21 protein-coding genes and 1 tRNA gene are annotated in these 21,096 nt (G+C 51.4%); 17 read left to right on the forward strand and 5 right to left on the reverse strand.

Annotated elements, in window-relative coordinates; all coding sequences use genetic code 11:
- Positions 1–37: 37 nt before the first annotated feature.
- Positions 38–241, forward strand: a complete 204-nt coding sequence (locus JRJ22_RS09860; RefSeq protein ID WP_206104286.1) for a hypothetical protein — start codon at positions 38–40, stop codon at positions 239–241.
- Between the two features lie 165 nt (positions 242–406).
- Here JRJ22_RS09860 and JRJ22_RS09865 read toward each other — a convergent pair whose 3' ends face one another.
- Positions 407–1,525, reverse strand: a complete 1,119-nt coding sequence (locus tag JRJ22_RS09865; protein WP_206104287.1) for a YkvI family membrane protein — start codon at positions 1,523–1,525, stop codon at positions 407–409.
- Positions 1,526–1,702: 177 nt separating this feature from the next.
- On the opposite strand from JRJ22_RS09865, the gene JRJ22_RS09870 reads away from it, so the two are divergent.
- The 3 genes from JRJ22_RS09870 to JRJ22_RS09880 all read left to right on the forward strand — a co-directional run bounded on the left by JRJ22_RS09870 (position 1,703) and on the right by JRJ22_RS09880 (position 3,034).
- Complete coding sequence (locus JRJ22_RS09870) at positions 1,703–2,275, forward strand: xanthine phosphoribosyltransferase (protein ID WP_206104288.1); 573 nt, start codon at positions 1,703–1,705, stop codon at positions 2,273–2,275.
- Between the two features lie 105 nt (positions 2,276–2,380).
- Complete coding sequence (locus JRJ22_RS09875) at positions 2,381–2,698, forward strand: hypothetical protein (protein ID WP_054940049.1); 318 nt, start codon at positions 2,381–2,383, stop codon at positions 2,696–2,698.
- Between the two features lie 117 nt (positions 2,699–2,815).
- Positions 2,816–3,034, forward strand: a complete 219-nt coding sequence (locus JRJ22_RS09880) for a hypothetical protein (RefSeq protein ID WP_206104289.1) — start codon at positions 2,816–2,818, stop codon at positions 3,032–3,034.
- A gap of 82 nt (positions 3,035–3,116) precedes the next feature.
- Here the strand turns inward: JRJ22_RS09880 and JRJ22_RS09885 are convergent, their stop codons facing one another.
- Positions 3,117–3,572, reverse strand: coding sequence for a YhjD family protein (locus JRJ22_RS09885; protein WP_206104290.1), 456 nt, complete (start codon positions 3,570–3,572; stop codon positions 3,117–3,119).
- A 180-nt stretch (positions 3,573–3,752) separates the two neighbouring features.
- Here JRJ22_RS09885 and JRJ22_RS09890 point away from each other — a divergent pair.
- The 9 genes from JRJ22_RS09890 to JRJ22_RS09930 all read left to right on the forward strand — a co-directional run bounded on the left by JRJ22_RS09890 (position 3,753) and on the right by JRJ22_RS09930 (position 14,435).
- Positions 3,753–3,836, forward strand: a tRNA-Leu gene (locus JRJ22_RS09890).
- A 228-nt stretch (positions 3,837–4,064) separates the two neighbouring features.
- Complete coding sequence (locus JRJ22_RS09895; protein ID WP_206104291.1) at positions 4,065–4,523, forward strand: MarR family winged helix-turn-helix transcriptional regulator; 459 nt, start codon at positions 4,065–4,067, stop codon at positions 4,521–4,523.
- 98 nt (positions 4,524–4,621) lie between these two features.
- Positions 4,622–5,524 (forward strand): GNAT family N-acetyltransferase, encoded by a 903-nt coding sequence (locus tag JRJ22_RS09900; protein WP_206104292.1) that lies wholly within the window; start codon positions 4,622–4,624, stop codon positions 5,522–5,524.
- Between the two features lie 245 nt (positions 5,525–5,769).
- Complete coding sequence (locus JRJ22_RS09905; RefSeq protein ID WP_206104293.1) at positions 5,770–7,380, forward strand: response regulator transcription factor; 1,611 nt, start codon at positions 5,770–5,772, stop codon at positions 7,378–7,380.
- 9 nt (positions 7,381–7,389) lie between these two features.
- On the forward strand, positions 7,390–9,234 hold the full coding sequence (locus JRJ22_RS09910) for a sensor histidine kinase (RefSeq protein WP_206104294.1): 1,845 nt from the start codon (positions 7,390–7,392) through the stop codon (positions 9,232–9,234).
- A gap of 111 nt (positions 9,235–9,345) precedes the next feature.
- Positions 9,346–10,311, forward strand: coding sequence for an ABC transporter permease (locus tag JRJ22_RS09915; protein WP_408637877.1), 966 nt, complete (start codon positions 9,346–9,348; stop codon positions 10,309–10,311).
- A gap of 13 nt (positions 10,312–10,324) precedes the next feature.
- Positions 10,325–11,206 (forward strand): carbohydrate ABC transporter permease, encoded by an 882-nt coding sequence (locus JRJ22_RS09920; RefSeq protein ID WP_232381092.1) that lies wholly within the window; start codon positions 10,325–10,327, stop codon positions 11,204–11,206.
- A gap of 34 nt (positions 11,207–11,240) precedes the next feature.
- Positions 11,241–12,800 (forward strand): extracellular solute-binding protein, encoded by a 1,560-nt coding sequence (locus tag JRJ22_RS09925; protein WP_206104295.1) that lies wholly within the window; start codon positions 11,241–11,243, stop codon positions 12,798–12,800.
- A gap of 234 nt (positions 12,801–13,034) precedes the next feature.
- Positions 13,035–14,435 carry an FAD-dependent oxidoreductase gene (locus tag JRJ22_RS09930; protein WP_206104296.1) on the forward strand — a complete coding sequence of 467 codons (1,401 nt, stop codon included), beginning with the start codon at positions 13,035–13,037 and terminating at the stop codon, positions 14,433–14,435.
- Here the strand turns inward: JRJ22_RS09930 and JRJ22_RS09935 are convergent.
- Complete coding sequence (locus JRJ22_RS09935) at positions 14,432–15,283, reverse strand: YihY/virulence factor BrkB family protein (protein ID WP_206104297.1); 852 nt, start codon at positions 15,281–15,283, stop codon at positions 14,432–14,434. The genes JRJ22_RS09930 and JRJ22_RS09935 overlap by 4 nt on opposite strands.
- Before the next feature lie 208 nt (positions 15,284–15,491).
- On the opposite strand from JRJ22_RS09935, the gene JRJ22_RS09940 reads away from it, so the two are divergent.
- Positions 15,492–16,421, forward strand: a complete 930-nt coding sequence (locus JRJ22_RS09940; protein WP_206104298.1) for a hypothetical protein — start codon at positions 15,492–15,494, stop codon at positions 16,419–16,421.
- A gap of 73 nt (positions 16,422–16,494) precedes the next feature.
- On the opposite strand, the gene JRJ22_RS09945 is transcribed toward JRJ22_RS09940, so the two are convergent.
- Complete coding sequence (locus tag JRJ22_RS09945; protein WP_206104299.1) at positions 16,495–17,349, reverse strand: SDR family NAD(P)-dependent oxidoreductase; 855 nt, start codon at positions 17,347–17,349, stop codon at positions 16,495–16,497.
- A 193-nt stretch (positions 17,350–17,542) separates the two neighbouring features.
- On the opposite strand from JRJ22_RS09945, the gene JRJ22_RS09950 reads away from it, so the two are divergent.
- The 3 genes from JRJ22_RS09950 to JRJ22_RS09960 all read left to right on the forward strand — a co-directional run bounded on the left by JRJ22_RS09950 (position 17,543) and on the right by JRJ22_RS09960 (position 20,211).
- The gene (locus JRJ22_RS09950; protein ID WP_232381093.1) at positions 17,543–17,989 is read left to right on the forward strand and encodes a MerR family transcriptional regulator; all 447 of its coding nucleotides are present in this window, start codon (positions 17,543–17,545) and stop codon (positions 17,987–17,989) included.
- 109 nt (positions 17,990–18,098) lie between these two features.
- Complete coding sequence (locus tag JRJ22_RS09955; RefSeq protein WP_206104300.1) at positions 18,099–19,193, forward strand: glycerol dehydrogenase; 1,095 nt, start codon at positions 18,099–18,101, stop codon at positions 19,191–19,193.
- Positions 19,194–19,290: 97 nt separating this feature from the next.
- Complete coding sequence (locus JRJ22_RS09960; protein WP_232381094.1) at positions 19,291–20,211, forward strand: divergent polysaccharide deacetylase family protein; 921 nt, start codon at positions 19,291–19,293, stop codon at positions 20,209–20,211.
- Here JRJ22_RS09960 and JRJ22_RS09965 read toward each other — a convergent pair.
- Positions 20,198–20,956: an N-acetylmuramoyl-L-alanine amidase gene (locus JRJ22_RS09965; RefSeq protein WP_232381095.1), complete on the reverse strand. Its 759-nt coding sequence runs from the start codon at positions 20,954–20,956 to the stop codon at positions 20,198–20,200. The two genes, JRJ22_RS09960 and JRJ22_RS09965, sit on opposite strands and share 14 nt — an antisense overlap.
- Positions 20,957–21,096 lie beyond the last annotated feature (140 nt).

A 21,096-nucleotide genomic window follows, 5' to 3' on the forward strand; every position in this document is an offset into this window, starting at 1 on the left:
CAGAGCTGGAGCTGGGAACTGGAGCTGAAGCTGGGAGTTGGAGCTGGAGCTGAAGCTGGGAGTTGGAGTTGGAGTTGGAGCTGGAGCTGGTACTGTAACTGTAACTGTAACTGTAACTGTAACTGTAACTGGAGCCGTGGCTGATGAATGCGTGTACGGAATATCGGGGGACTTGAAGGACAAGCGTCGAGAGTATGTGGATCCCCGATTCTGCCGCCAGCAGCCAAATGGAGTAAATTAACGGGATAAATCCCCCTGATTCTGCCGCCAGCAGGAAGATTGAGTAAATCAAAGGTATAAATCCCTCTGATTCTGCCACAAGCGTGCAGACCGAGAAAATCAGAGGGATAAATCCCTCTGATTCACATCGGAGCTGGGCCCTTCCCGGGTGTAGGGGGAGGTTAAGTTATTTTCTGATCCGGATCGCTGGCTTTACAGCGACAATAGTGATTCCTTTACTTTCGGGGCTGGGGGGTTCGCCTGTACGCGGCGGCAGCGACGTTGGGGCCCGCAACAGCATGATGACCCAGACCAGGGCCAGGGCACCGAAGATCGGGTAAAATACTCCAAGCAGCGAGCTGAAGCCGAATTGGCTGAACAAATAGCAGATCAGCATGAGCAGCGGCGTTACCAGGGTTGGTGCAATAGGAAGACGCTGTTTCAGCTGCACACTGACTCCATAAATATCGGCAACAAAGGTGCTGAAGATTTCCAGAAAGATCAGCAGGAGATAGATCAGCTGCACAATAGGGCCGAGACGGAAGGCGATGCTGCCCATGGGAACCTCAAACTGCAGGATGCCCGGCATCTGCGAGCTCATAGCAAAATGTGCAGCCAGCAGCATAAACCCAATTCCCAGCCCGCCAAGAACGCCGCCGCGCACCAGGGCTTGTTCATCATCCGTATGCCGGGCCAGCGGAACAAGTACGGCTTGGGCCATTCCGAGGTTAAAGGCAGTATAGAGCAGCGGTGACATCCAAGCGCCAAAGATGCTGCTGTCCGTCTGCAGGAATAGAAAACGCTCCGCACCGGGCAGCCCGAAGGTATTAAAAATAATGATTAGCGACAGAGTAAGCATTAAAGGTACAACCAGACTGTTGATTTGTAAAATTCCGTTAATCCCGCGTTTCAGCAAAAAATAAGATCCAAGAATAGTAATCAGCAGTCCGGCTTGATAGGGGAGCCCTAGATGCTCCTGAAAAATGGCTCCAGCCCCTGCTAACATGATACTGTTCACCCCGATCAGGATAACCATCGTAAAGAGACTGATGCTGGCGCCTGCTTTTTCACCAAACAGATGCCGGTTGAAATCCTCATACGAATCCGCTTCAATCCGCCGGGCAATAATCATCATCTTGGTACCCAGCCAAATGAACAGCGCAGTCGATAACAGGATGGTCAGGAGTGCAAAGTGGCCGTACCGGGTGAAAAAACGGAGAATCTCCTGCCCGGTAGCAAAGCCGGCGCCTACGATGGTGCCGATGTAGGTGAAAGCAATTTGCAGCGTGCGGACATGCGATTTCATAGCTCCCCTCCTTTAGTCCTCTAATTATAAAATGGGCAGCGCCCGCAGGATTGCCTTGTGCAGTCCGTATAGTACAGGTTATGATGATGAGCAGAAGGACATGACTTCCGCCTAATGAAATGAGCAATCAGGAAAGTGGAACGTCTGGAATTATAAAGGTAATGGAGGTACACAGTCATGGAAGTTTTGAAACAGCGGATTTTGCAGGAAGGGGTTGTCCTTTCGGATCAGGTGCTGAAGCTGGATGCTCTGCTTAACCACCAGGTTGATCCTATCCTTACGATGGAAATGGGACGGGAGTTTGCCGGGAGATTTGCGGATGCCGGTGTTACACGTGTGGTTACCGTGGAGTCCTCGGGTATTGCCGTGGCGTTTGCCACCGCATTGGAAATGAAGGTGCCGCTGGTGTTCGCCCGCCGCAAAAAAACGCTGCTGGCCGATCCCGACGCGCTATGCGAGCGGGTTCCGTCGTTCACCAAAGGAATCGTGACCGATATTATGCTATCCCGCCAATATATCTCGCCAGATGATAAAGTTCTCTTTATCGATGATATTATCGCTAACGGTGATGCTGCACGCGGACTTATCAAGATTATTCAGCGTTCCGGGGCTGAACTGGTCGGGCTGGGTGTTGTCGTTGAGAAATGCTTCCAGGCAGGAGCACGTACAATTAGAGAGCAGGGCATCCGGCTTGAGTCTCTTGTCCGCATCACCTCGCTTGAAGACGGTAAGGTTGTCTTTGGCGAATAACCCATGACAATTAACAGAACCAAGGCCTATTTTTAAAACATCTTCTTTTCACCCTATAACTTTTCCTTTATAATAAGCATTAGACATAGGAGAGGAGGCGTCACAATGGGGAAAGAACCGGTGACAGAGCAATTTTTTATTGATAAACTAACCGAGGCCAAGGATCATTTCGAGCGTGCGCTGGATTGTAAACACACAGAGTTCGACGACCTGTATCCCTATATGATTGAACATCCTCAATTTTTCTGGTACAAACGTTATGTCGCATGGTCGGAACTTTTGACTATCACTAGTCTGTGTCAAGAACTGGATTTCAACTGGAAAGAGAATTTCACAGAAAATCAGGTTGAGTATCTGGAACAACGTGTGATGTCCGCTAAAGTTCTTGATTTCTGGTTTGAGAAGAATGAAGCGCTGATATAGGAATTTGGTTAAGCAGGCAAGACCCAAATGAGCTATCATTTGGGTCTTTTTTTGGATACAAGGGTGTTATCTATTTCAGAATGATACATGCTATAACCGAAGGGGGTTTACAAGCTTATGATTAGCGATGAACAGCTGGATGCCTACCGCATTTCCGGCGAGAAAATACGTGTCATTCGTGATGCTCTGGAGAGCAATGATGTCAAAGGCATCATTCTGGCTTGGGATGATTCTCAGGTGATGGTGCGCCGTCCCAATAAACGTGTAGTGAAGCTCGACCGCAACTACATATTCCAGCCCTTCTCGGAACCGAGACAGGCTTTTGAAGAATTATAGGATTACTCTCGAACAACAGATGCAGCCCCCATCCAATAGGACGGGGGCTGCATCTGTTGTGTTGTGAAGATAGCCATCAAAGTTAGATGGACATTGCCATCTGTTCTACGCTTTCCGGTTTAGGCAGAACGGCGAGCTCAAGATTCAGTCCCAGGTAAGCGCGCATGCGCTGCATCATCTCACTGCGGAAGCCGGGCCATTGGATATTGATCTCACCAGTGTAGCCCCGGCAGGTATATTGAGCTTCAACGCCGCGCTGATCCTGGCGGACAGTAGTGATCTTCAAATTACGGGAGGTCAGCTCACGCGTTACTTCCTGGAGCATTAGAGAGGTCTTCTTAGTTGCACCGGACACCAGCTCCATATAGAGCTGAGGAGTCTTGAACAACCCGCTCTTGCCGATGACCCGGCAATCACGTTCAAATACTTTATGAATAAACGTTAGCAGCAAGTAGCTTCTGACAAGGGATAGTTCGTCTTTAGTTATATCTTCAGGAATAGTTGGTGTGTTTAGTGTAGATCTGTTGGTAGTCGCCATTATAAATCACCTCATTTATAGTATGCGAACCTTTGTTCTTATTATACCTCTAATTTATAATTAAAAGCAATAAATATCCAAAAATTAATAAAACAATTGAAAAATAAAAAAAAGGTTGACTCTAATTTCTCCACATGTTAAGATCTATCTTGTGGCCGCGAGAGCGAGTCAACATAATATGCGGTCGTGGCGGAATTGGCAGACGCGCACGGTTCAGGTCCGTGTGGTAGCAATATCGTGGAGGTTCGAGTCCTCTCGACCGCATCATGGATTTAATAAAGGCATGTATAATCACCCTTTCGGTGTTATACGTGCCTTTTTGTATGTTTGAAATTAATATCCTATCCCCGTAGTTCGATCTCCTTGGTGTGATACAATTCGTTTTAGAAGTAAATGAATATGATTGATATATGTCAGCTATATTGATATGATTGATATATATCAATTAAACTATACATCAATGTTGTTCCTATAAAAAGAAAGGTGAGGAAATTGCAGAGAAACACCTCAGAAAATGCTCCAAGGGAGCAGCTTGAAGAGGCATTAGGAGAGCAGTTGAATGCACTGCTCAGTGCCTCGCATGCCATAAATGTCAGAGCCGCAGCCCGCTTCGATGCTTCATTACAGCCTGCTGCATTTCATCTAATCCGGTGGCTGTACGCTTACGGGCCGGCCAGTGCTGCTGTGCTGGCGGATTCTACGGCCATGGACCGCAGCTCGGTCAGCCGGTTGATCAAACAACTGGAGTCTTTGGGTTATGTGCGCAGAGAGGCCTCTCCTGAGGATGGCCGGGCTATTCTTTTGTCATTGACTGAGTATGGGCAGCAAATGACGGTTGAAGCGCTTAAAGAGAAGGGATCTTTGTTTTATGAGCGGATTGCCGGCTGGGAAGACAAGCAGCTGCATGAATTTATTGAACTGCTTAGAAAGTTTAACGGCTTGGAGGGTTAGCCGGGAGGTTCCATACTCTGGTAAAATGATGGAGCGAATAGCTTAGAGGCCTAGGGGAAAGGATTCAAGTGTGTTAGATTCGGATAGGGGGAAGTCTGTTGATTATAGAAAAATTGGATGAGGTTCGAAAAGAAGAGTTCCTGAACTTCTGCCGGAAACACCGGAATGAGCTGGATGATTCTTTTTTGTATGAGGAAGACCTTGCGGAATATGAGCCTAATGCCGAGAATCCTACTTACATTGCGCTGAATCCGCAAGGATCAGTCGCTGGAGCGGCCTCGCTGATACTGAATGATTACAGCCGCAGAGGCCGGAAAGCCCGGTTCCGTATTCTGCATGCGGAAACAGATGATCCGGCACTATACCGGGAGCTGCTGCATGCGGTCCTTCAGCATACTGAAGGGCTGGATAAGCTTAATATTTTTGTTCCGACGGTAAATACGGGAGATATGGATAAGCTGACAGCGGCGGGTTTTACGGTCGAAAGATATTCCTACCTGCTTGTCCGGGACGAGGAAGTACTGCCTGAAATCAGTATCCCGCAGGAGTATGAGCTAAAGCCTTTTCGGCCTGGAGCCGATGAAGCCGTCTGGTGTGAGGTCAGAAATGCCGGCTTCGCCAAGCTTAAGGGGAGTGAGACGCCGGCGACTCCGGATATGGTGAGTTCCATGATTGCCGGAGCGGATTATATCGAGGGCGGAATGCTGCTGCTGTATCACGGCGGCAAGGCTGTCGGGATTGTGCGCGGGGCCGATGATGAGTACAATGATACGCCGATTATGAATATTGGACCGGTGGCGCTCCTGCCTGAATACCAGGGCAAAGGACTTGGTCGAGTGCTGCTTAGAGCAGCGCTGCATCTCTCAAGAAACAAGGGCTATACCCGCAGCATCCTGTGTGTGAATGCGGAGAATGAACGGGCACAAGCATTGTACAGCGGTGAAGGCTTTAAGCAGGTGGAGGCAGCCGCCTGTTACAAATATGATTTGACGGTACAATAGCAAAACATAACAAGACACTTTACGTGAGCAGAGCAGCGATTTTCCTATTACCGGAGAATCGCTGCTCTTCGTTTTTGGCGCATTCTTGCTTGTTTCTGCAGATTATATGCAATGTCAGCCTTCGCAGCTCATCATCCCAATTTCCATAATTTCAATAAAAAGCAGGATAATTTCGTTCTGTGTAGAAAATTTTTACATAATAATATTTAATTTGGTTAATTTTTCGAATCGAAAGGAATATGCCTATGAAAACGCTGGTTATTGTGGATGATGAGCCGTCGGTGATCAACGGGCTGCGCACCTATGTCGATTGGGCCGGGCAGGGAATCGAGCTGATTGGTACTGCTGACGACGGGGATACAGGACTTGCGCTCATCCGCGAACTGCGGCCGGACATTGTGCTGACCGATGTGCAGATGCCGGCAATGGATGGAATAGCAATGGCGGCGGAGGTCCGTGCACTGCTGCCTGACACCAAAATTGTGTTCATCAGCGGGCATAATGATGCCGAATATCTGCGATCAGCGCTGCAGATGCATGCGGCGGATTATATTTTTAAGCCGGTGAGCCGTAAAGAATTATCGGTGGTGATGGGCAAAGTGACAGCAGCGCTGGACGCGGAGCAGAGGGAGCGGCAGCTGGTGAAGGATATGCAGGTTAAGCTGACGCAGAGCATGCCGCTGCTTCGTGAGAAATTTCTGCTGTCTGTGGTCAGTGACAACATCCATCCGGAACGGGTTCATGACAAGCTGGTTTTTCTGGGACTGCAGAGCCTTAATACGGACAGCTACATCATTATGGTTATAGTGATTGATGATGTGCCGCAGGTGATGGATGTCCGCACCGAGCAGGATAAACAGCTCTTATCGTATACCGTGCTGAATATAATTCAGGAGCTTATAGACGAGCAAATGCGCGGAGTTACTTTTGAAAAAGAGCCGGGGGAGTATGTCGGTATTCTCCTGCCCGGCCACAGGTTCTCGGAAGATGATCTGCTGCAGCTGGCGGAATTGGTCCGGAATAACCTTCGCAAGTGGCTGAAGCTGAGTGTGACCATCGGAGTCGGAGAGGGGGTAAGCAGCCTTTCCGAGCTGCCGGCATCCTATAGGCAGGCCCGGGGAGCCGCTGACCAGAAATGGTACCTGGGTAAAAACCGGATTCTCACAATGGATAACATCGAATCCGCAGAGAACCTCCGCTACCGGTTTGAGCCGGAATGGGGAGAACGGATTCTGACCTCGATCAAATCGGGGGATAACAGCCGCCTGCATGCAGATCTAGCTGAAATGTTCGGCCTGCTGGAGAAAAACCGCGGGCAGGGTCCGCGTTATGCACAGAACGTCAGTCTGCATCTGATTCTTCAATCCGGCCAGGTGCTTCTGGAGCTGAACGGGATGACGGCAGAGTGGGAGCAGCGGGAGCTGGCGGCCTGGAAAGCGGTGTCCCGGCAGGAGACGATGCAGGATCTGCTGATGTTCACAGAATCATATTTACAGCAGGTCTGCGAATTCGTGCAGGTCAAGCGGAGCGGTAAAGCGAGTGAGACAATTGCGCGGGTCCGCCGCCTGATCGAGGCGCGATATGCCGAGAATTTGACCGTAGCTGATATCGCAGCCGGGGTATATCTCAGTCCCACTTATGTCAGGCTGCTGTTCAAGCAGGAGACAGGAGAAACGCTGTTCGAATACTTAACGAAGGTTAGGATCGAGAAGGCCAAGCAGCTGCTGGTTGACCCCCAGAACAAATTCTATGAGGTGTGTTATGCGGTAGGCTATACCGATCCCAGCCACTTCAGCAAGCTGTTCAAAAAAATGACCGGCTTTACACCAAGCGCCTACCGGGAGCAGCATCGATAGATTCGTGCAATGGAAGGAAGGGAGAGTTCTATGCGGTTTGGCTGGAATTATCTGAAAGGCCTTCTCCAGGGGATTCTGGCGGCACGAAAATGGCTGCTGGCATACATCCTGCTCATTCTGCTGCCTGTCTCCATTCTGCTGGCGTCCTTTTATACGCGTTCCAACAGGATCCTGGAAGAGGAGGTCACCCGCACGATGCAGCTAACGTTGAAGCAGGCGGGACTGAATTTAACCTATAAACTGGAACATATCCGTGACAGCAGCAATTCTGTTTTTATGAATCAGATCCTGTATGAGAATCTCCAGCGGCGAAGCAGCATCACTGACCAGCTCAAACAGATCAAGGAGCTGCGTAATCTGGCTGAGACTGCCAAGGAGAACGGGGATATTTTCCGGACGCGGTTTTTTGTAGACCCTTCCCGGCTGTATGCAGGAGACAGAGTGAACTTATACAAGTTGAACGACATTAAGCAATATCCTTGGTATGCAGCTGTGATGGAAGCGGGCGGGGGGATGGTCTGGACCGGAGTATATCAGGAGAGCTATAGCGATATAGGGGTCAAAAAAATCTTTTCTGTAGCCCGAATGCTGCGCAATCCGCAGAATTATGAAGAGATCGTCGGCGTTCTGGTTATGGATGTTTCCGAAGAGCTGATCGGTGAGATTCTGTCGGAGCTGCATTTCTCGGATACCTATGCTCCTTATCTGCTGGACGGGGCCGGAAATGTTATCTATAGTTCCGTCGAAGCGGACGCTGGTCCGGCTTCGTCAGCCGCAATGCTGCCAGCGGAGCTGCTGGATACGATCCGGCACTCGGAGGAAGGCATTCAGCAGAGTAAGGACGGCCGCAAAGCTGTAAACGTAGTCTATACCACCATCGGTCCGTCCGGGTGGAAGCTGGTGGCCAGGGTAGCCCAGTCCGAAATTTCGCACCGGGCCACGGCGCTGAACCAGTTTACCAGTATAGCTACTCTCGCGGGGATCACCATTCTTTTTCTGGTCCTCTCTTTTGTCCTGCTGATGTTCATGACCCAAAGCATGCAGCACAGGGTGCAGATGATTCTGAAGATGATCCGCAAGGAAGGGATTGGATGGCTGGAAGAGCGCCGCTCCATGCCGGATGGCGATTTCCGGCTCCTGGAACGCAGCGTGGATCATCTGATTCATAAAGTCAACAATCTGATGGAGGAGTCGTATCAGGCCAAAATGCAGGAACGGGAGGCCCAGCTCCGGACGCTTCAGGCGCAGATAAATCCCCATTTTCTGTACAATGCCCTTGATATGATTAACTGGTCGGCCATCTCGCATGATGCGGAGGATACCAGCCAGATGATTGAAGCGCTGGCGCATTATTTCCGGCTCAGCCTCAATAAAGGGCGTGATAACGTCAGCATTAGCGATGAGCTGGAGCTCGCCAAAGTCTTTTTGGAGATTCAGCAGAACCGTTTTCCGTCTACCTTTACGTTCACCATTGAGGCCGGGCCGGGACTCGAGTCGTATATTATTCCCAAGCTTACCCTGCAGCCGCTGGTGGAGAATGCACTGCTTCACGGCATCCGCAAAACCAAAGATAAACAGGGGACGATCACCATTGCTGCCCGGCTGGATCAGGATACCGTTGTGCTCACCGTCTCCGATGACGGCATCGGCATGAGCCCTGAACAAGGGCAGCGTCTGCTGCGCGAGCCTTCCTCGGAGAAGCAGGATAACGGTTCGTCCGGCTCCTTTGGCCTCTACAATGTCAACGAGCGTATCCGTTATTTTGCCGGCAACCGCTACGGATTGTCCATCGATTCGGAACCCGGAAAAGGGACGGTCGTCATGGTAAGAATTAAAGCGGTTACATCGGAGTGAAGCCAGCAGAATATACAGTCGCCAGAGACCAGAAATAATCGGATTACCACCTACAATACCCCCTGGATGAACTCGTATAATCATCTCATAAACCAGGTGGAGGTGAGTAACTTGGGCACAGGTGTCACGGATTTGAAGCGGAAGAATAATGTCAAGAGGGCCAGGACCCGTTCAGTCAGCAAGTGGAGGCTGGCCTGGAGAAACAGGGATTATTATGTACTGCTGATTCCAGGACTCCTGTTTCTGCTGCTCTTCAAATATACACCGCTCTACGGCGTACTGATTGCGTTTCAGGATTTTAATATTTTTGAGGGGATCAGAGGCAGTGAATGGGTCGGGCTTGAGCAATTTCATAAGCTGATCCAGTCGGAGGAATTTGGTAGGGTATTCATGAATACTCTGCTGATCAGTGTGTATAAAATTGTGCTGCTGTTTCCGTTTCCGATTTTTATCGCACTGGTGCTGAACGAGGTCAGGCTGATGTTCTTTAAGCGGACGATCCAGACGATCATTTATTTGCCGCATTTTCTCTCGTGGGTGATTATCTCGGGGTTATTCGTGACTATTCTATCGACCTCCGGGGGGCTGGTCAACAATATCATCCAGTCATTCGGTGGTGAGCCCATCAGTTTTTTTGTTAGCAATGAGTATTTCCGCAGTCTGGTTGTGTTCACGGCAGGGTGGAAGGAGACGGGCTGGAATGCCATTGTTTTTATTGCCGCCATCGCCGGAATAGACCAGGAGCAATATGAAGCCGCTGCCATTGACGGGGCGGGCAGAATCCGCAGAATGCTGCATATTTCGCTCCCGGGTATCCTGCCTACCGTGGTGCTGATGTTCATTCTCCGCCTCGGTTCAGTGCTGGATGCAGGGACAGAGCAGATTCTCACCATGTACAATCCGGTTGTCTATGAAACCGCTGATGTCATCGGGACCTTCGTGTACCGCATCGGCCTAGGCAAAATGGATTACAGCTTCAGCACTGCCGTCGGTCTGTTCAACTCGGTTGTCGGTTTTATCCTGATTATCTCAGGCAACTATATCAGCCGGAAGCTGCTGAAGCGCGGGATCTGGTGAGCGGGAAGGGAGAGTGGAAAGATTGACGAAACGAACCAAGGGCGATCTGGTGCTGGACACGGCTGTGTATTTCTTCCTGATTCTCATGGGTGTCATCATGCTGCTGCCGCTGATCAACGTGCTATCGAAGGCTGTCAGTGCGGAATGGGCGATCACCTCCGGGAAGGTAGGCATCCTGCCTGTAGGCTTCCAGCTAGATACGATGAAGGAGGTCATCTCCTCCTCAACGTTCATCCGGGCCTTCGGAGTCTCGGTAGGCGTTACTGTAGTCGGAACCGTAATCTCTATCCTCATGACTGCGCTAACCGCGTACCCGTTATCGAAGCGCCTGCCGGGCATACCGTTTATTATGGTGCTGTTCATTTTCACCATGCTCTTTAGCGGAGGGCTGATCCCAAACTACCTGCTGATGCGGCAGCTGCATCTGATCAACAATCTTTGGGTTCTGATTTTGCCGGGAATGATCAGTGTGTTCAATCTGCTGGTGATCAAGAGCTATTACGAAAGCCTGCCTGAAGCACTTGAAGAGTCGGCACGAATCGACGGGGCCAAAACTTATACGATTCTGTTCCGCATTATCCTGCCGCTCAGCATGCCGGTCATTGCGACGATTGCCTTGTTCTATGCGGTGGGATTCTGGAATGATTATTTTGGCCCGATGATTTATATCAATGATACGGCGCTTAAGACGCTGCAGCTCTATCTGCAGGACGTTGTGATGGATGCCAGCGCAGCGAATGCCGTGAACAAAAGTGTTGATGATCTCATGAACATGTCTCCCGAAGGAATCCGTGCGGCAACAGTAGTTGCTTCGACGGTACCCATCCTGTTTGTGTATCCGTTCCTGCAGAAGTATTTCATTAAGGGCGTGCTTATCGGCTCCGTCAAAGGCTGAGCCGTGATCCATTATTTAGAGGAGGGTTTTACGTATGAAGTATAAAAAAGGCTGGTCTCTTCTGCTCTGCACCGGGCTGCTGCTGGCAGCCGCAGGTTGTGGCTCATCGGGTAACAACGGGAACGGAAATAAAGAATCTGCAGAGGCGACAAAGGCTCCGGCTAGCGCTGCAGCCACTACCGCGCCAACGGAAGACTCAGGCAAGCCTGAATTGAAATCGCTTAATTTGTGGTCGAAGGATGATTATAATACGTATCCGCTCGCCAAGGTCATCGAAGAGAAGACGGGTTATAAAGTGAAATATGAAATGCTGCCCGCCGACAAAGCAATGGATAAGCTGAACCTGCTGATTTCGTCCGGCGAACCCTATGATGTCATTACGATTTCCGGTGAAAAGGCTGTATACACGGACTATGCCAAAATGGGAGCGCTGGTCGATCTGACCCCGCTCATTGATAAATATGGACCGAATATTAAGGCATCCATCTCGGAGGCATCCTTCGATGCGGTGAAAGTGGACGGCAAAATCTTTGCCATCCCGAACAGCTCCTCGCAATTCGCCGGCGCCGACCTGATGATCCGCCAGGATTGGCTCGACAAGCTGGGCCTGAAAACACCGACCACCCTGGATGAATTCACCGAAGTACTGAAAGCGTTCAAGGAAAAAGATCCAGGCGGCAACGGCAGCAGCGGTGCTCCGATGTCGATAGACGGCGCCCTCGCTACGACAGCCAATATTACCGGCGCCTTCGGCATCGGCACAAGCTGGAATAAACTCGACGGCAAGCTGGTGCCGCCGCCGCTGCACCCGGGCTTCAAGGAATATCTCACGTATATGGCTGACCTGTATAAACAGGGTCTGCTTGACAAGGAGTTTGCCGTCAATAAGGATGCTACCCTGAAGGAGAAATTCACCAGCGGCAAAATCGGCGTCATTCAGCTGCCCTGGTATGATATTCCGAGCGTGGCCGATGCCCTGAACGCCAATTTTCCGGATGCCAAGTTTGCATATCTTCCGGCCTTGAAGGGTAAAGACGGGCAAATGGGTCTTGGCATGAGCGGAGGCTTTGACCGCCTGACCTTTATCCCGAAATCTGCCAAACATCCCGAGGATGCCATCAAGTGGATCAATGCCAAGCTGGATAAAGACACCTTCAAGCTGATCGCCATCGGGGAAGAAGGCAAACATCATACGTACAAAGACGGCATCTACAGCCCGATCCTGCCGCTGTTCACAGATGAACGGGGTAATGCCAGCAACTATCTCACCGGTATAGATGAGAAGCTCTACCCGATCTACTGGCAGGCCCGTGTCCAGAAGGATGCACGCTTGTTCGCGGGCTTCTCGTATCTGAACAATGAACTGCCTGCTGAAGCGCGGATTGCCGATCCGCTTGCACTGGCGCCGTCGCTTCCTGAATATTCTAAGAACAACGCTTCACTGAATCAGATGATCAATGATTTTGCTGTAAAAGTAATTGTCGGTGAGGAATCTCCGGATGCCGTGGACGCTTTTGCCGAGAAGTACAAAGCAGCCGGCGGGGAAGCCAGCTACAAAGAGGTAAACGACTGGTACGCGGCTAGCGGTAAATAAAAGAAAAAATATAAGATGAATTTGGGAACAAACATAAAGGTAACAGTAACGGAGGGGATTTTGGAACTGGAGGAGCGTTAGCGTCCGCCTTTGTCTACAGATTTCCACCACTAAGAGTGGTATTAATAAATGAAATCTGTAGACAACAGCGGCTGGAAGTCCAAATATCACCGCAGTTACGACTATACCAAATGTATAACGCCAAACTCGTCTTATATTGCAGGAGGAGATCAAATGAAAACCTACCGGATGCGGATCAGCGAGGTTCCGCTTCAGGATGATTGGGATGTCATTGTTGTCGGAGGCGGTCCGGCCGGTTGTACAGCAGCTGCCGCAGCCGCGCGGGAAGGTGCAAGAACGCTGCTGATTGAAGCGACGGGAAGTCTGGGCGGGATGGGTACCTCGGGGCTTGTGCCGGCCTGGTGTCCTTTCTCTGATATGGAGCAGATTATCTACAGAGGGCTGGCCATGAAAGTGTTCGAGGCGCTGAAGGCGCAGATGCCGCATGTGGCTAAGGACGCGATGGACTGGGTGCCGATTGAGCCCGAGAAGCTGAAGGTGATCTACGATGATCTGGTCCAGGAGGCAGGAGTGACCGTATTATTCAACACGTTGCTGGGTTCGGTGGAAACAGAGCCGGAGGGCAGAGTTACCGCCCTGATTACGGCTAACAAAAGCGGACTCCAGGCACTCCAGGCCAAGGTTTATATTGATTGCACGGGCGATGCCGATGTTGCAGCCTGGGCGGGGGCGGAATACCTCAAAGGTGATACGGCGACCGGTGACCTAATGCCGGCTACACACTGCTTCAATCTGGGCAATGTGGATGAGTATGCTTATCTGAACGGTCCGCTGCTGCACAATAACAATAAGCAGAGCCCCATCTTCGATATCCTCCGGTCAGGCAAATATCCGCAGATTCCGGATTCGCATATCTGCAACAATATAATCGCGCCGCGCACAGTAGGTTTTAACGCCGGACATTTATGGGATGTGGACAATACGGATGCTTACTCGGTATCGGCTGCGCTGATGCAGGGCAGAAAGCTGGCGGCTGTCTACCGGGATGCGCTTGCGGAATTTATGCCGGCTTCCTTTGGCAGTGCTTTTGTCGCCAGTACAGGTTCGCTTATGGGTGTACGGGAGACGCGGCGGATTACCGGTGACTATATTCTTAGTGTCGATGATTATGTGAACCGCCGCAGCTTTGAGGACGAGATCTGCCGTAACAGTTACTTTATTGATATCCATGGAACAGAAAAAGAAGAGAAGCAGGCCGGAGGCAAGCCGGAGGTGATTAAGCGGTATGGCCCCGGTGAATCCCATGGTATTCCCTACCGCTGCCTGACACCCCGCTCCCTGCAAAATGTGTTGGTAGCCGGACGCTCCATCTCTTGTGTGCGCGAGGTTCAGGGCAGTGTCCGGGTGATGCCGGTCTGCCTGGCTATGGGGGAAGCGGCGGGAATTGCAGCAGCGCTGGCAGCACAGCTTCCGGGTCATGATGTCCATACTGTCGATGTTAAGATCCTGCGCAGACGGCTGAAGGAGGAGGGTGCCTATCTGCCAGATCCACCGGTGGCACAAGCCAGAGAGTCTGCTGATCCATCGCAGAATGGGGCTTTTAAATATCACTAAGGAAGTGTGGGTGTATGCACTCTGGTCCGGCGGTTTCGCAGAATGGCGTTGATCTCTCCGCCGGCCAGAATGATGATGGAGCTGATATACAGCCAGATCAGCAGGATCATTACACCGCCAAGACTTCCGTAGGTTTTGGTGAAATCGCTGAACTGGTTGACATATACGGAGAACAGCACGGAGGTAGCGATCCAGCCGATCGTGGAGAAGAAGGCTCCCGGCATCACTTCCTTTAGCCGCAGTCTGCGGCTGGGAGCAATCCAATACAGCAGGGTGAACACCACGAACATCACGAAGAGAGGAACGGCATATTGCAGCAGATCCCAGAGCTTTTGCAGACCATAAGGCAGATCAGCCAGTAAAAACACCTGTGTCTTCAGCCAGCTGCCGAGAACGAGCAGCAGAATGCTGACCAGCACCACAAAGCCGATGAACAGGGTGGCGAGGAAGGCAATCCCCCTAACTTTCCAAAACACCCTGCTCTCATCAATATCATAGGCGCGGTTCAGCCCCTTGATGATCGCGTTGACACCTTTGGAAGCAGCCCACAGAGTAGCCAGCATCCCGAAGGACAGCAAGGCCTGGCTCCGCCCCTCGGAGACATCCTGCAGAATCTCTTCAATAATGGAGACGGCTTCCGCCGGCATAATTTGCTCTAGCTGCTGGATTTTATCCTCCAGGGAAATATTGGCGTACCCGATGAGTGTCATAATAAAGATCAGAAACGGAAACAGGGAGAGAATAAGATAATAGGTTAATTGCGCACTAATCCCCTGTACATCATCGTTTTTTATTTTTTGGAACAGTTCTTTTAGAAAAGAGTACACCCCGGCCGCATTCTTCTTCATAATTCCCTCCTCAGCTTCTTCTATAATATGCACCAGCCTGTCTTTAATATTATTATTAACCTAAATTCAGCGGACTCTATAGTCTTCCAATATCCTGCAAATGTTTTTTCTGGGAAATGAAGGACCTCACAGCTTTTCTTCCCGCAATCCAGTTTAATACGGATATATGGAGATTTGTGAAGCCTATAACTGGAAAAGGGGAATGTTGATGAAGACGCTTGCATCCGCGGATTTAAAGGTTATCAAAAACTGGATGTACCGCAACGCCCGTCCGCTGGATCTGGCACGGTGGAAATTTCATTTCGAAGCCGGAGGTGTGGAGGCTGTGCTGGAAGCGCTGGCTGCTTACCAGAATGAGGACGGAGGCTTCGGACATGCGCTGGAGGCAGATGCCTGGAATCCGCATTCCTCGCCGATCCAGACAGCCACAGCCGTAGAGAGGCTGCTGGAGGTTCATTTTCAAGATAACAGCCACCCGGCCGTTCAAGGCATATTGAAGTATCTGGACAGTGGTGCCGAGATGGACGGGAACACGTGGATGAATGTAGTTGCCTCCTTTAACGATTATCCCCACGCGCCATGGTGGCATACAACCTCCAGCAGCACTGCCCGCAGCATCTTTAATCCGACGGCCATCCTGGCCGGCTTCATTCTGCGCTTTGCGGACAGGGACAGCAGGCTCTATGAACGAGGCTTGGGCATCGCCAAGGAACTGGAGGAGCTTTTTTTGCAGGATCCCCATATCGAAATGCATCCGCTGTTATGTGTAGTTAAACTGCTGGAGTGCATTGGCGAAGCCGGTGTGCAGGAACAGTTTGCTTACACTGAACTGAATGCTGCCGCCGGGAAGCGGATCACTGAGCTGCTGGAGCGGAATGCCTCGGATTGGAGCGGCTACAGCTGCAAGCCCTCGTTCTTCATCAAAACCCGGGAAAGCTTGGGCTTCACGGACAACGCAGTCTTGCTGGAGAAGGAACTGGATTATACGCTGGATATCAGAAATCAAGAGGGTGTATGGGATCTGACCTGGAGCTGGGATGGCTTTGAACAGGCGTTTGCTATCAGCGAGAACTGGTGGAAAGCAAGTATAGTGATTGAGAAACTGCTGTTTTTGCGCGCCTTCGGACGACTAGGCTAAGGATTATCAGCAATAAATCAGCAAGCAGAGCAGTAGTCTCCCATTAATGGAGAATCGCTTCTCTGCTTTTTTGTTACCCTCGCACCGCTGCAAATTCACGCGCATAAATCTCCTGAATCTTATTCAGGACAGCCGGGCCCTGGTCGGCAAATTTAAGCTTGGATACCTCGTCCTTGATCAGGAAGACCCCGGGCTCATTCTTATGCTTGCCAAGCGCTGCATTGTACAGCAGTCCGGCACCGTAGCTCGGATGCGGGAAGAACATTTTAATAATCGGCCGCAGCCAGAAGGGAAGGCCGGATTTTTTGCCGCCGCGGATCGTATTGTTGCCTCCGGGGTCGGCGCTGCGGATCATGATTCCCTCATTCGCCAGCTGTGGAGCCATTTCTTTTGTCCATAGGGAAAGAGCCATTTTGGAAGTGGCATAGGGGCCAAAAAGCTTCTTGAACGCTGCCGGACGTTCCAGCTGGGCAGGGTCAAACTTCTTGAGGCTGAGCGTAGCATTGGAAGAGGTATTTATGACTGTTCTCAAAGAGCCCTTAAGCAGCAGCTCCTTCAGTTCCATGGTGATAATGTACGGGACAACGGCCTGCAGTTCGAAATGCATCTCACGCCCCTGTTTGGAATAGCTCAGCTCCGGGAAGCTGCCGCCGGCGTTGTTGAACAGCAGATCCAGACGCGGCTCGCCAAGCCTGATCTCATCTAAAGCAGTACGCAGACTGCCATAATCGGACAGGTCTGCTGTGTAAATCCGCAGCTGTCTGCTGCTTAGTGCAGCACGGATCTGATCATCATCAGCGGGAAAAGCGGAACGGATCAGAGCCGCGATCTGCCAGCCCTCGGCAAGCATCCGGCGGGTCAGCGCAAGGCCGATGCCGTTGTTAGCACCTGTGATCAGCGCGGTTTCAGGTTTAAGTTGTATAGTCATCTTAATCTCTCCTTATCTTTATTATCAAGACCAGATAGGCTGTGTGCTGTCGCTGCTTATCTGTGAATTGCGCTCATTGTATAACTTGGAGACGACTCCAAGTCAAGCGGTTGAAATGGCCGAAAAAGCAGCTTGACTTGGAGCTGACTCCAAGTTATACAATATAAATCATTAAGGAGCTGGAGGTGGCAAGATGAGTGAGGCAGGTGTGATGACTAGCGGGTACTCCATCAAAGCGGCATCAGAGCTTACAGGAATTAGCGAGGATACAATCCGGTATTATGAGAAGATTGGACTCCTGCCCCGGGCACAGCGGAAAGAAAACAGTCACCGGGTATACAGTGAGGGGGATGTTGAGCTGATGAAGCTGATATCTTGTCTGAAAAAGACGGGAATGCCGCTCGATGAGATGCGTCCGTATCTGAATCTGTCGCGTGAATCCAATCTGTCAGAATATCCTGAGCTGTATGACAAGATTCAGACCCACAAGCGGAATATCCTGGATCAGATTGCTTCCTTGCAGCAGATTGTGGATTTTATTGACACCAAGGTCAGCGAGGGCAGCTTTCGAGAGAAACAAAGGAATGAGGATTGTATTCTTACAGGGGATGTTAAACGCATGCCAGTCCGAAAAAAATAGAATTTGGTGAATCAAGCGCTCCAATCTGCCGGGATTGGGGCTTTTTTAATTGCCCGCTGCCGTTTTCTTGCTTACAATAAGTAGCGGTTGGAAAAAGGAGGAAATCAAGATGAGACAGATTACTTATTCCCCGTCCAAGTATATTCAGGGCGAAGGGGAGATTGCCAGGCTGGGCGTTTATTGCTCGCAGATGGGAGCCGGGGCGGCTTATGCCATTATAGACCCGTATATTCTCGGCGTATATGGTCAAGAGATCCGAAACAGCTTTGCAGAGGAGTTGCTGCCGCTGACAGAACGTGAATTCCAGAGTGAATGCAGTATGAACCAGGTGGAGCAAATTGTTGCCGGGCTCGAGCTTAACAGCGTAGGGGTCATACTGGGAATCGGCGGCGGCAAGACATTGGATACGGCCAAAGCCGTCAGCCATTATGCGAACCTGCCGTTGCTCCTCGTGCCAACGGTGGCTTCCACCGATGCCCCCTGTAGCGCCGTGTCGGTGTTGTACACCGAAGAGGGAGCCTTTGACCGTTACTTGTCTTTACGGCGGAGTCCGGATATCGTTATCGCAGATGTCGGGCTGATTGCAAAGGCACCGGCCAGATTGCTGGCGGCAGGCATGGGCGATGCCCTCTCCACCTTTTACGAAGCTAGAGCGTGCCGCAAGTCGGGGGCTATCACAGAGGCCGGGGGGACAAGCTCCATCGCTGCTTTCTCGCTTGCCCGGGCCTGCCTCGAGACGGTTCTATCGGAAGGGGCAGAGGCCCTGCGGGATGCCCGGCAAGGAATTGCTTCTGAGGCAGTTGCCCATATTGTCGAAGCGAATATTTACCTTAGCGGCATCGGGTTCGAAAGCGGCGGCCTTGCTGCAGCCCATGCTATCCACAACGGACTGACGCTGCTGGAAGAATGCCGTCATATCCTGCACGGGGAGAAGGTCGCCTTCGCGACCCTTGCACAGCTGATGCTGGAGCAGGCGCCGGAAGAGGAAATCTCTGCTGTGGTCAGCTTCTGCCGTGAGACAGGCCTTCCGGTGACCCTCGAACAAATGGGACTTTCCGGTATTGCACCTGAGAAGCTTATGGGTGCAGCGGCGGCCAGCTGTGCAGTGGACGGCCCAATGGGCAATATGCCGTTTACTGTTACCCCGCAGGATATATATGAAGCTATTGCTGCCGCTGACCGCCGGGGGCTGCAGGCTGTATAACGATTGTTAATTATTGCGTACCTTGCCGGTACATATTTACCCTTCGTGTTCCAAACAATGAGAACAATGGTTACAGAAGACGAGGGAGGCGTTTCTTTTGACAAAATATAAACCGGCATGGTTAGAATGCAGCAAGCGGCTATCCTTGACCGCGATTGTTATATTGATGACCGCACTGTTTCCGGGAGGTCAGTCAGTGATGGGTGCAGCTTCCGGGCAGCGTGAGGAAACTGCTCTGCACACTGCCGTGCTTACTGAGCCTGCCGGGGATAGCGAGGCAGCTGAAGTGAAGGAAAATCCGGTGCACCCCGCCCGCAGCCGTGTAGCGATCATAGTCGATGACTTCGGCAATGGGATGCGGGGTACAGACGAGATGTTCACACTGCCGGTAAAGATTACAGCGGCCGTAATGCCGTTTCTGTCTACGACGGAGCAGGATGCACGGCGTGCTCATGAACGCGGCTACGATGTGCTGGTGCATCTGCCGATGGAACCGCGCCAAGGAAAGCCGGAGTGGCTCGGCCCTGGTGCCATTCTGACCCGCATGACAGATGCAGAGGTGCGTGAACGAGTAGAAGCCGCGCTGGATAATGTGCCTTATGCGGTTGGCATCAACAATCACATGGGCTCTAAAGTAACAGGTGATGAACGTGTGATGGGTATTGTACTGGCCGTATGCAAGGAGCGCGGACTGTTTTTTGTGGACAGCCACACGAATTACCGTTCAGTGGCGGGCAGAATGGCCCGGAAGCTCGGACTGCCGCCTGTAGAAAATCATATCTTCCTTGATGATGTTCACTCAGCCGGCCATGTCATGAAGCAGATGCGTCTTGTAGAGCAGCGGGCAACAAACGAGAGATTTTGTGTGACTATCGGCCATGTCGGCATCCAGGGCAAAGAGACCGCAGCGGGTATCCGCAGCGGCATTGCCGCAATGAAGGCCAATGTGGATTTTGTCGGCATCTCAGAGCTGGTCAGAGAGGAATGGCAATGGAATAAGCAGCTTACACTTCCATAAGATAAGCGGCAATGCCGCCGGCAATTGCTTCGGCAATTTCCTCCTGGCCGTGTGGAGTGCAGAGCTTGCTGCGGTCCGCCGGACTGCTGATAAATCCCGCCTCAACGATAACCGTTGTGGCGGTTATTTTGTTGAGCAGATAGAAGGGCTTACCCGCTCTGGGGGCTGCATGAATATCATAAAGATGATTAAGCTGGTCCTGGATGGAGCGGGCAAGCAGAAAGCTTCTGCCTTCCTGGCGGTACAGCACCAGCGGCCCATGCTTAGACGGCGAAGGCGCCCAATTGATATGAATGCTGACGACGACATTCGCCGGAAGCATTTCAGCCAGCTCCTTGCGCTGGGCCAGATCCCGAAGATGACGGGAAGAGCTGCGCAGCCAGCGGTTCTCCTCACTTGGCGCGTAATCTCCCGTCCGGTTCAGGATTGCATCAAACCCGTCGCTGCGCAGCAGGAGGAATAAACGCTTGGAGATAGCCAGCGTAATATCTTTTTCCAGGATGTCGCCATGGGATGTCCCGCCGTCAATTCCCCCGTGTCCGGCATCGATCAGAATGATCCGCTGATCATGGCCCAGCATTTGCTGCCTTTCCTCCTGCCGCCCGGATGGGGAAGCGGAGGGCTTCTGTACAAACTTTGCGGCATCGGCCTGTCCGGCCAGCAGAGCCAGTAGACCGGCAGAAGCCAGCAAAATGGACCATCTGCGCCATACAGGGCTTATTCTGAGGTAGCTCGTGTTTCTCAAGTTCATAACCTCCTTGCACAGTGTTGATCTTCGAATGGATACTTTGTTAGATTGTGCTGTTACAGGCAAGTCTATACGAATCACCGTTCTGCGGTTTAGACACAGCTAATCTGGAGCACACTATGGATATGAGATCCTTC

Origin of the sequence: Paenibacillus tianjinensis (genome assembly GCF_017086365.1) — a bacterium.
Taxonomy (GTDB): Bacteria; Bacillota; Bacilli; order Paenibacillales; family Paenibacillaceae; genus Paenibacillus_AQ; species Paenibacillus_AQ tianjinensis.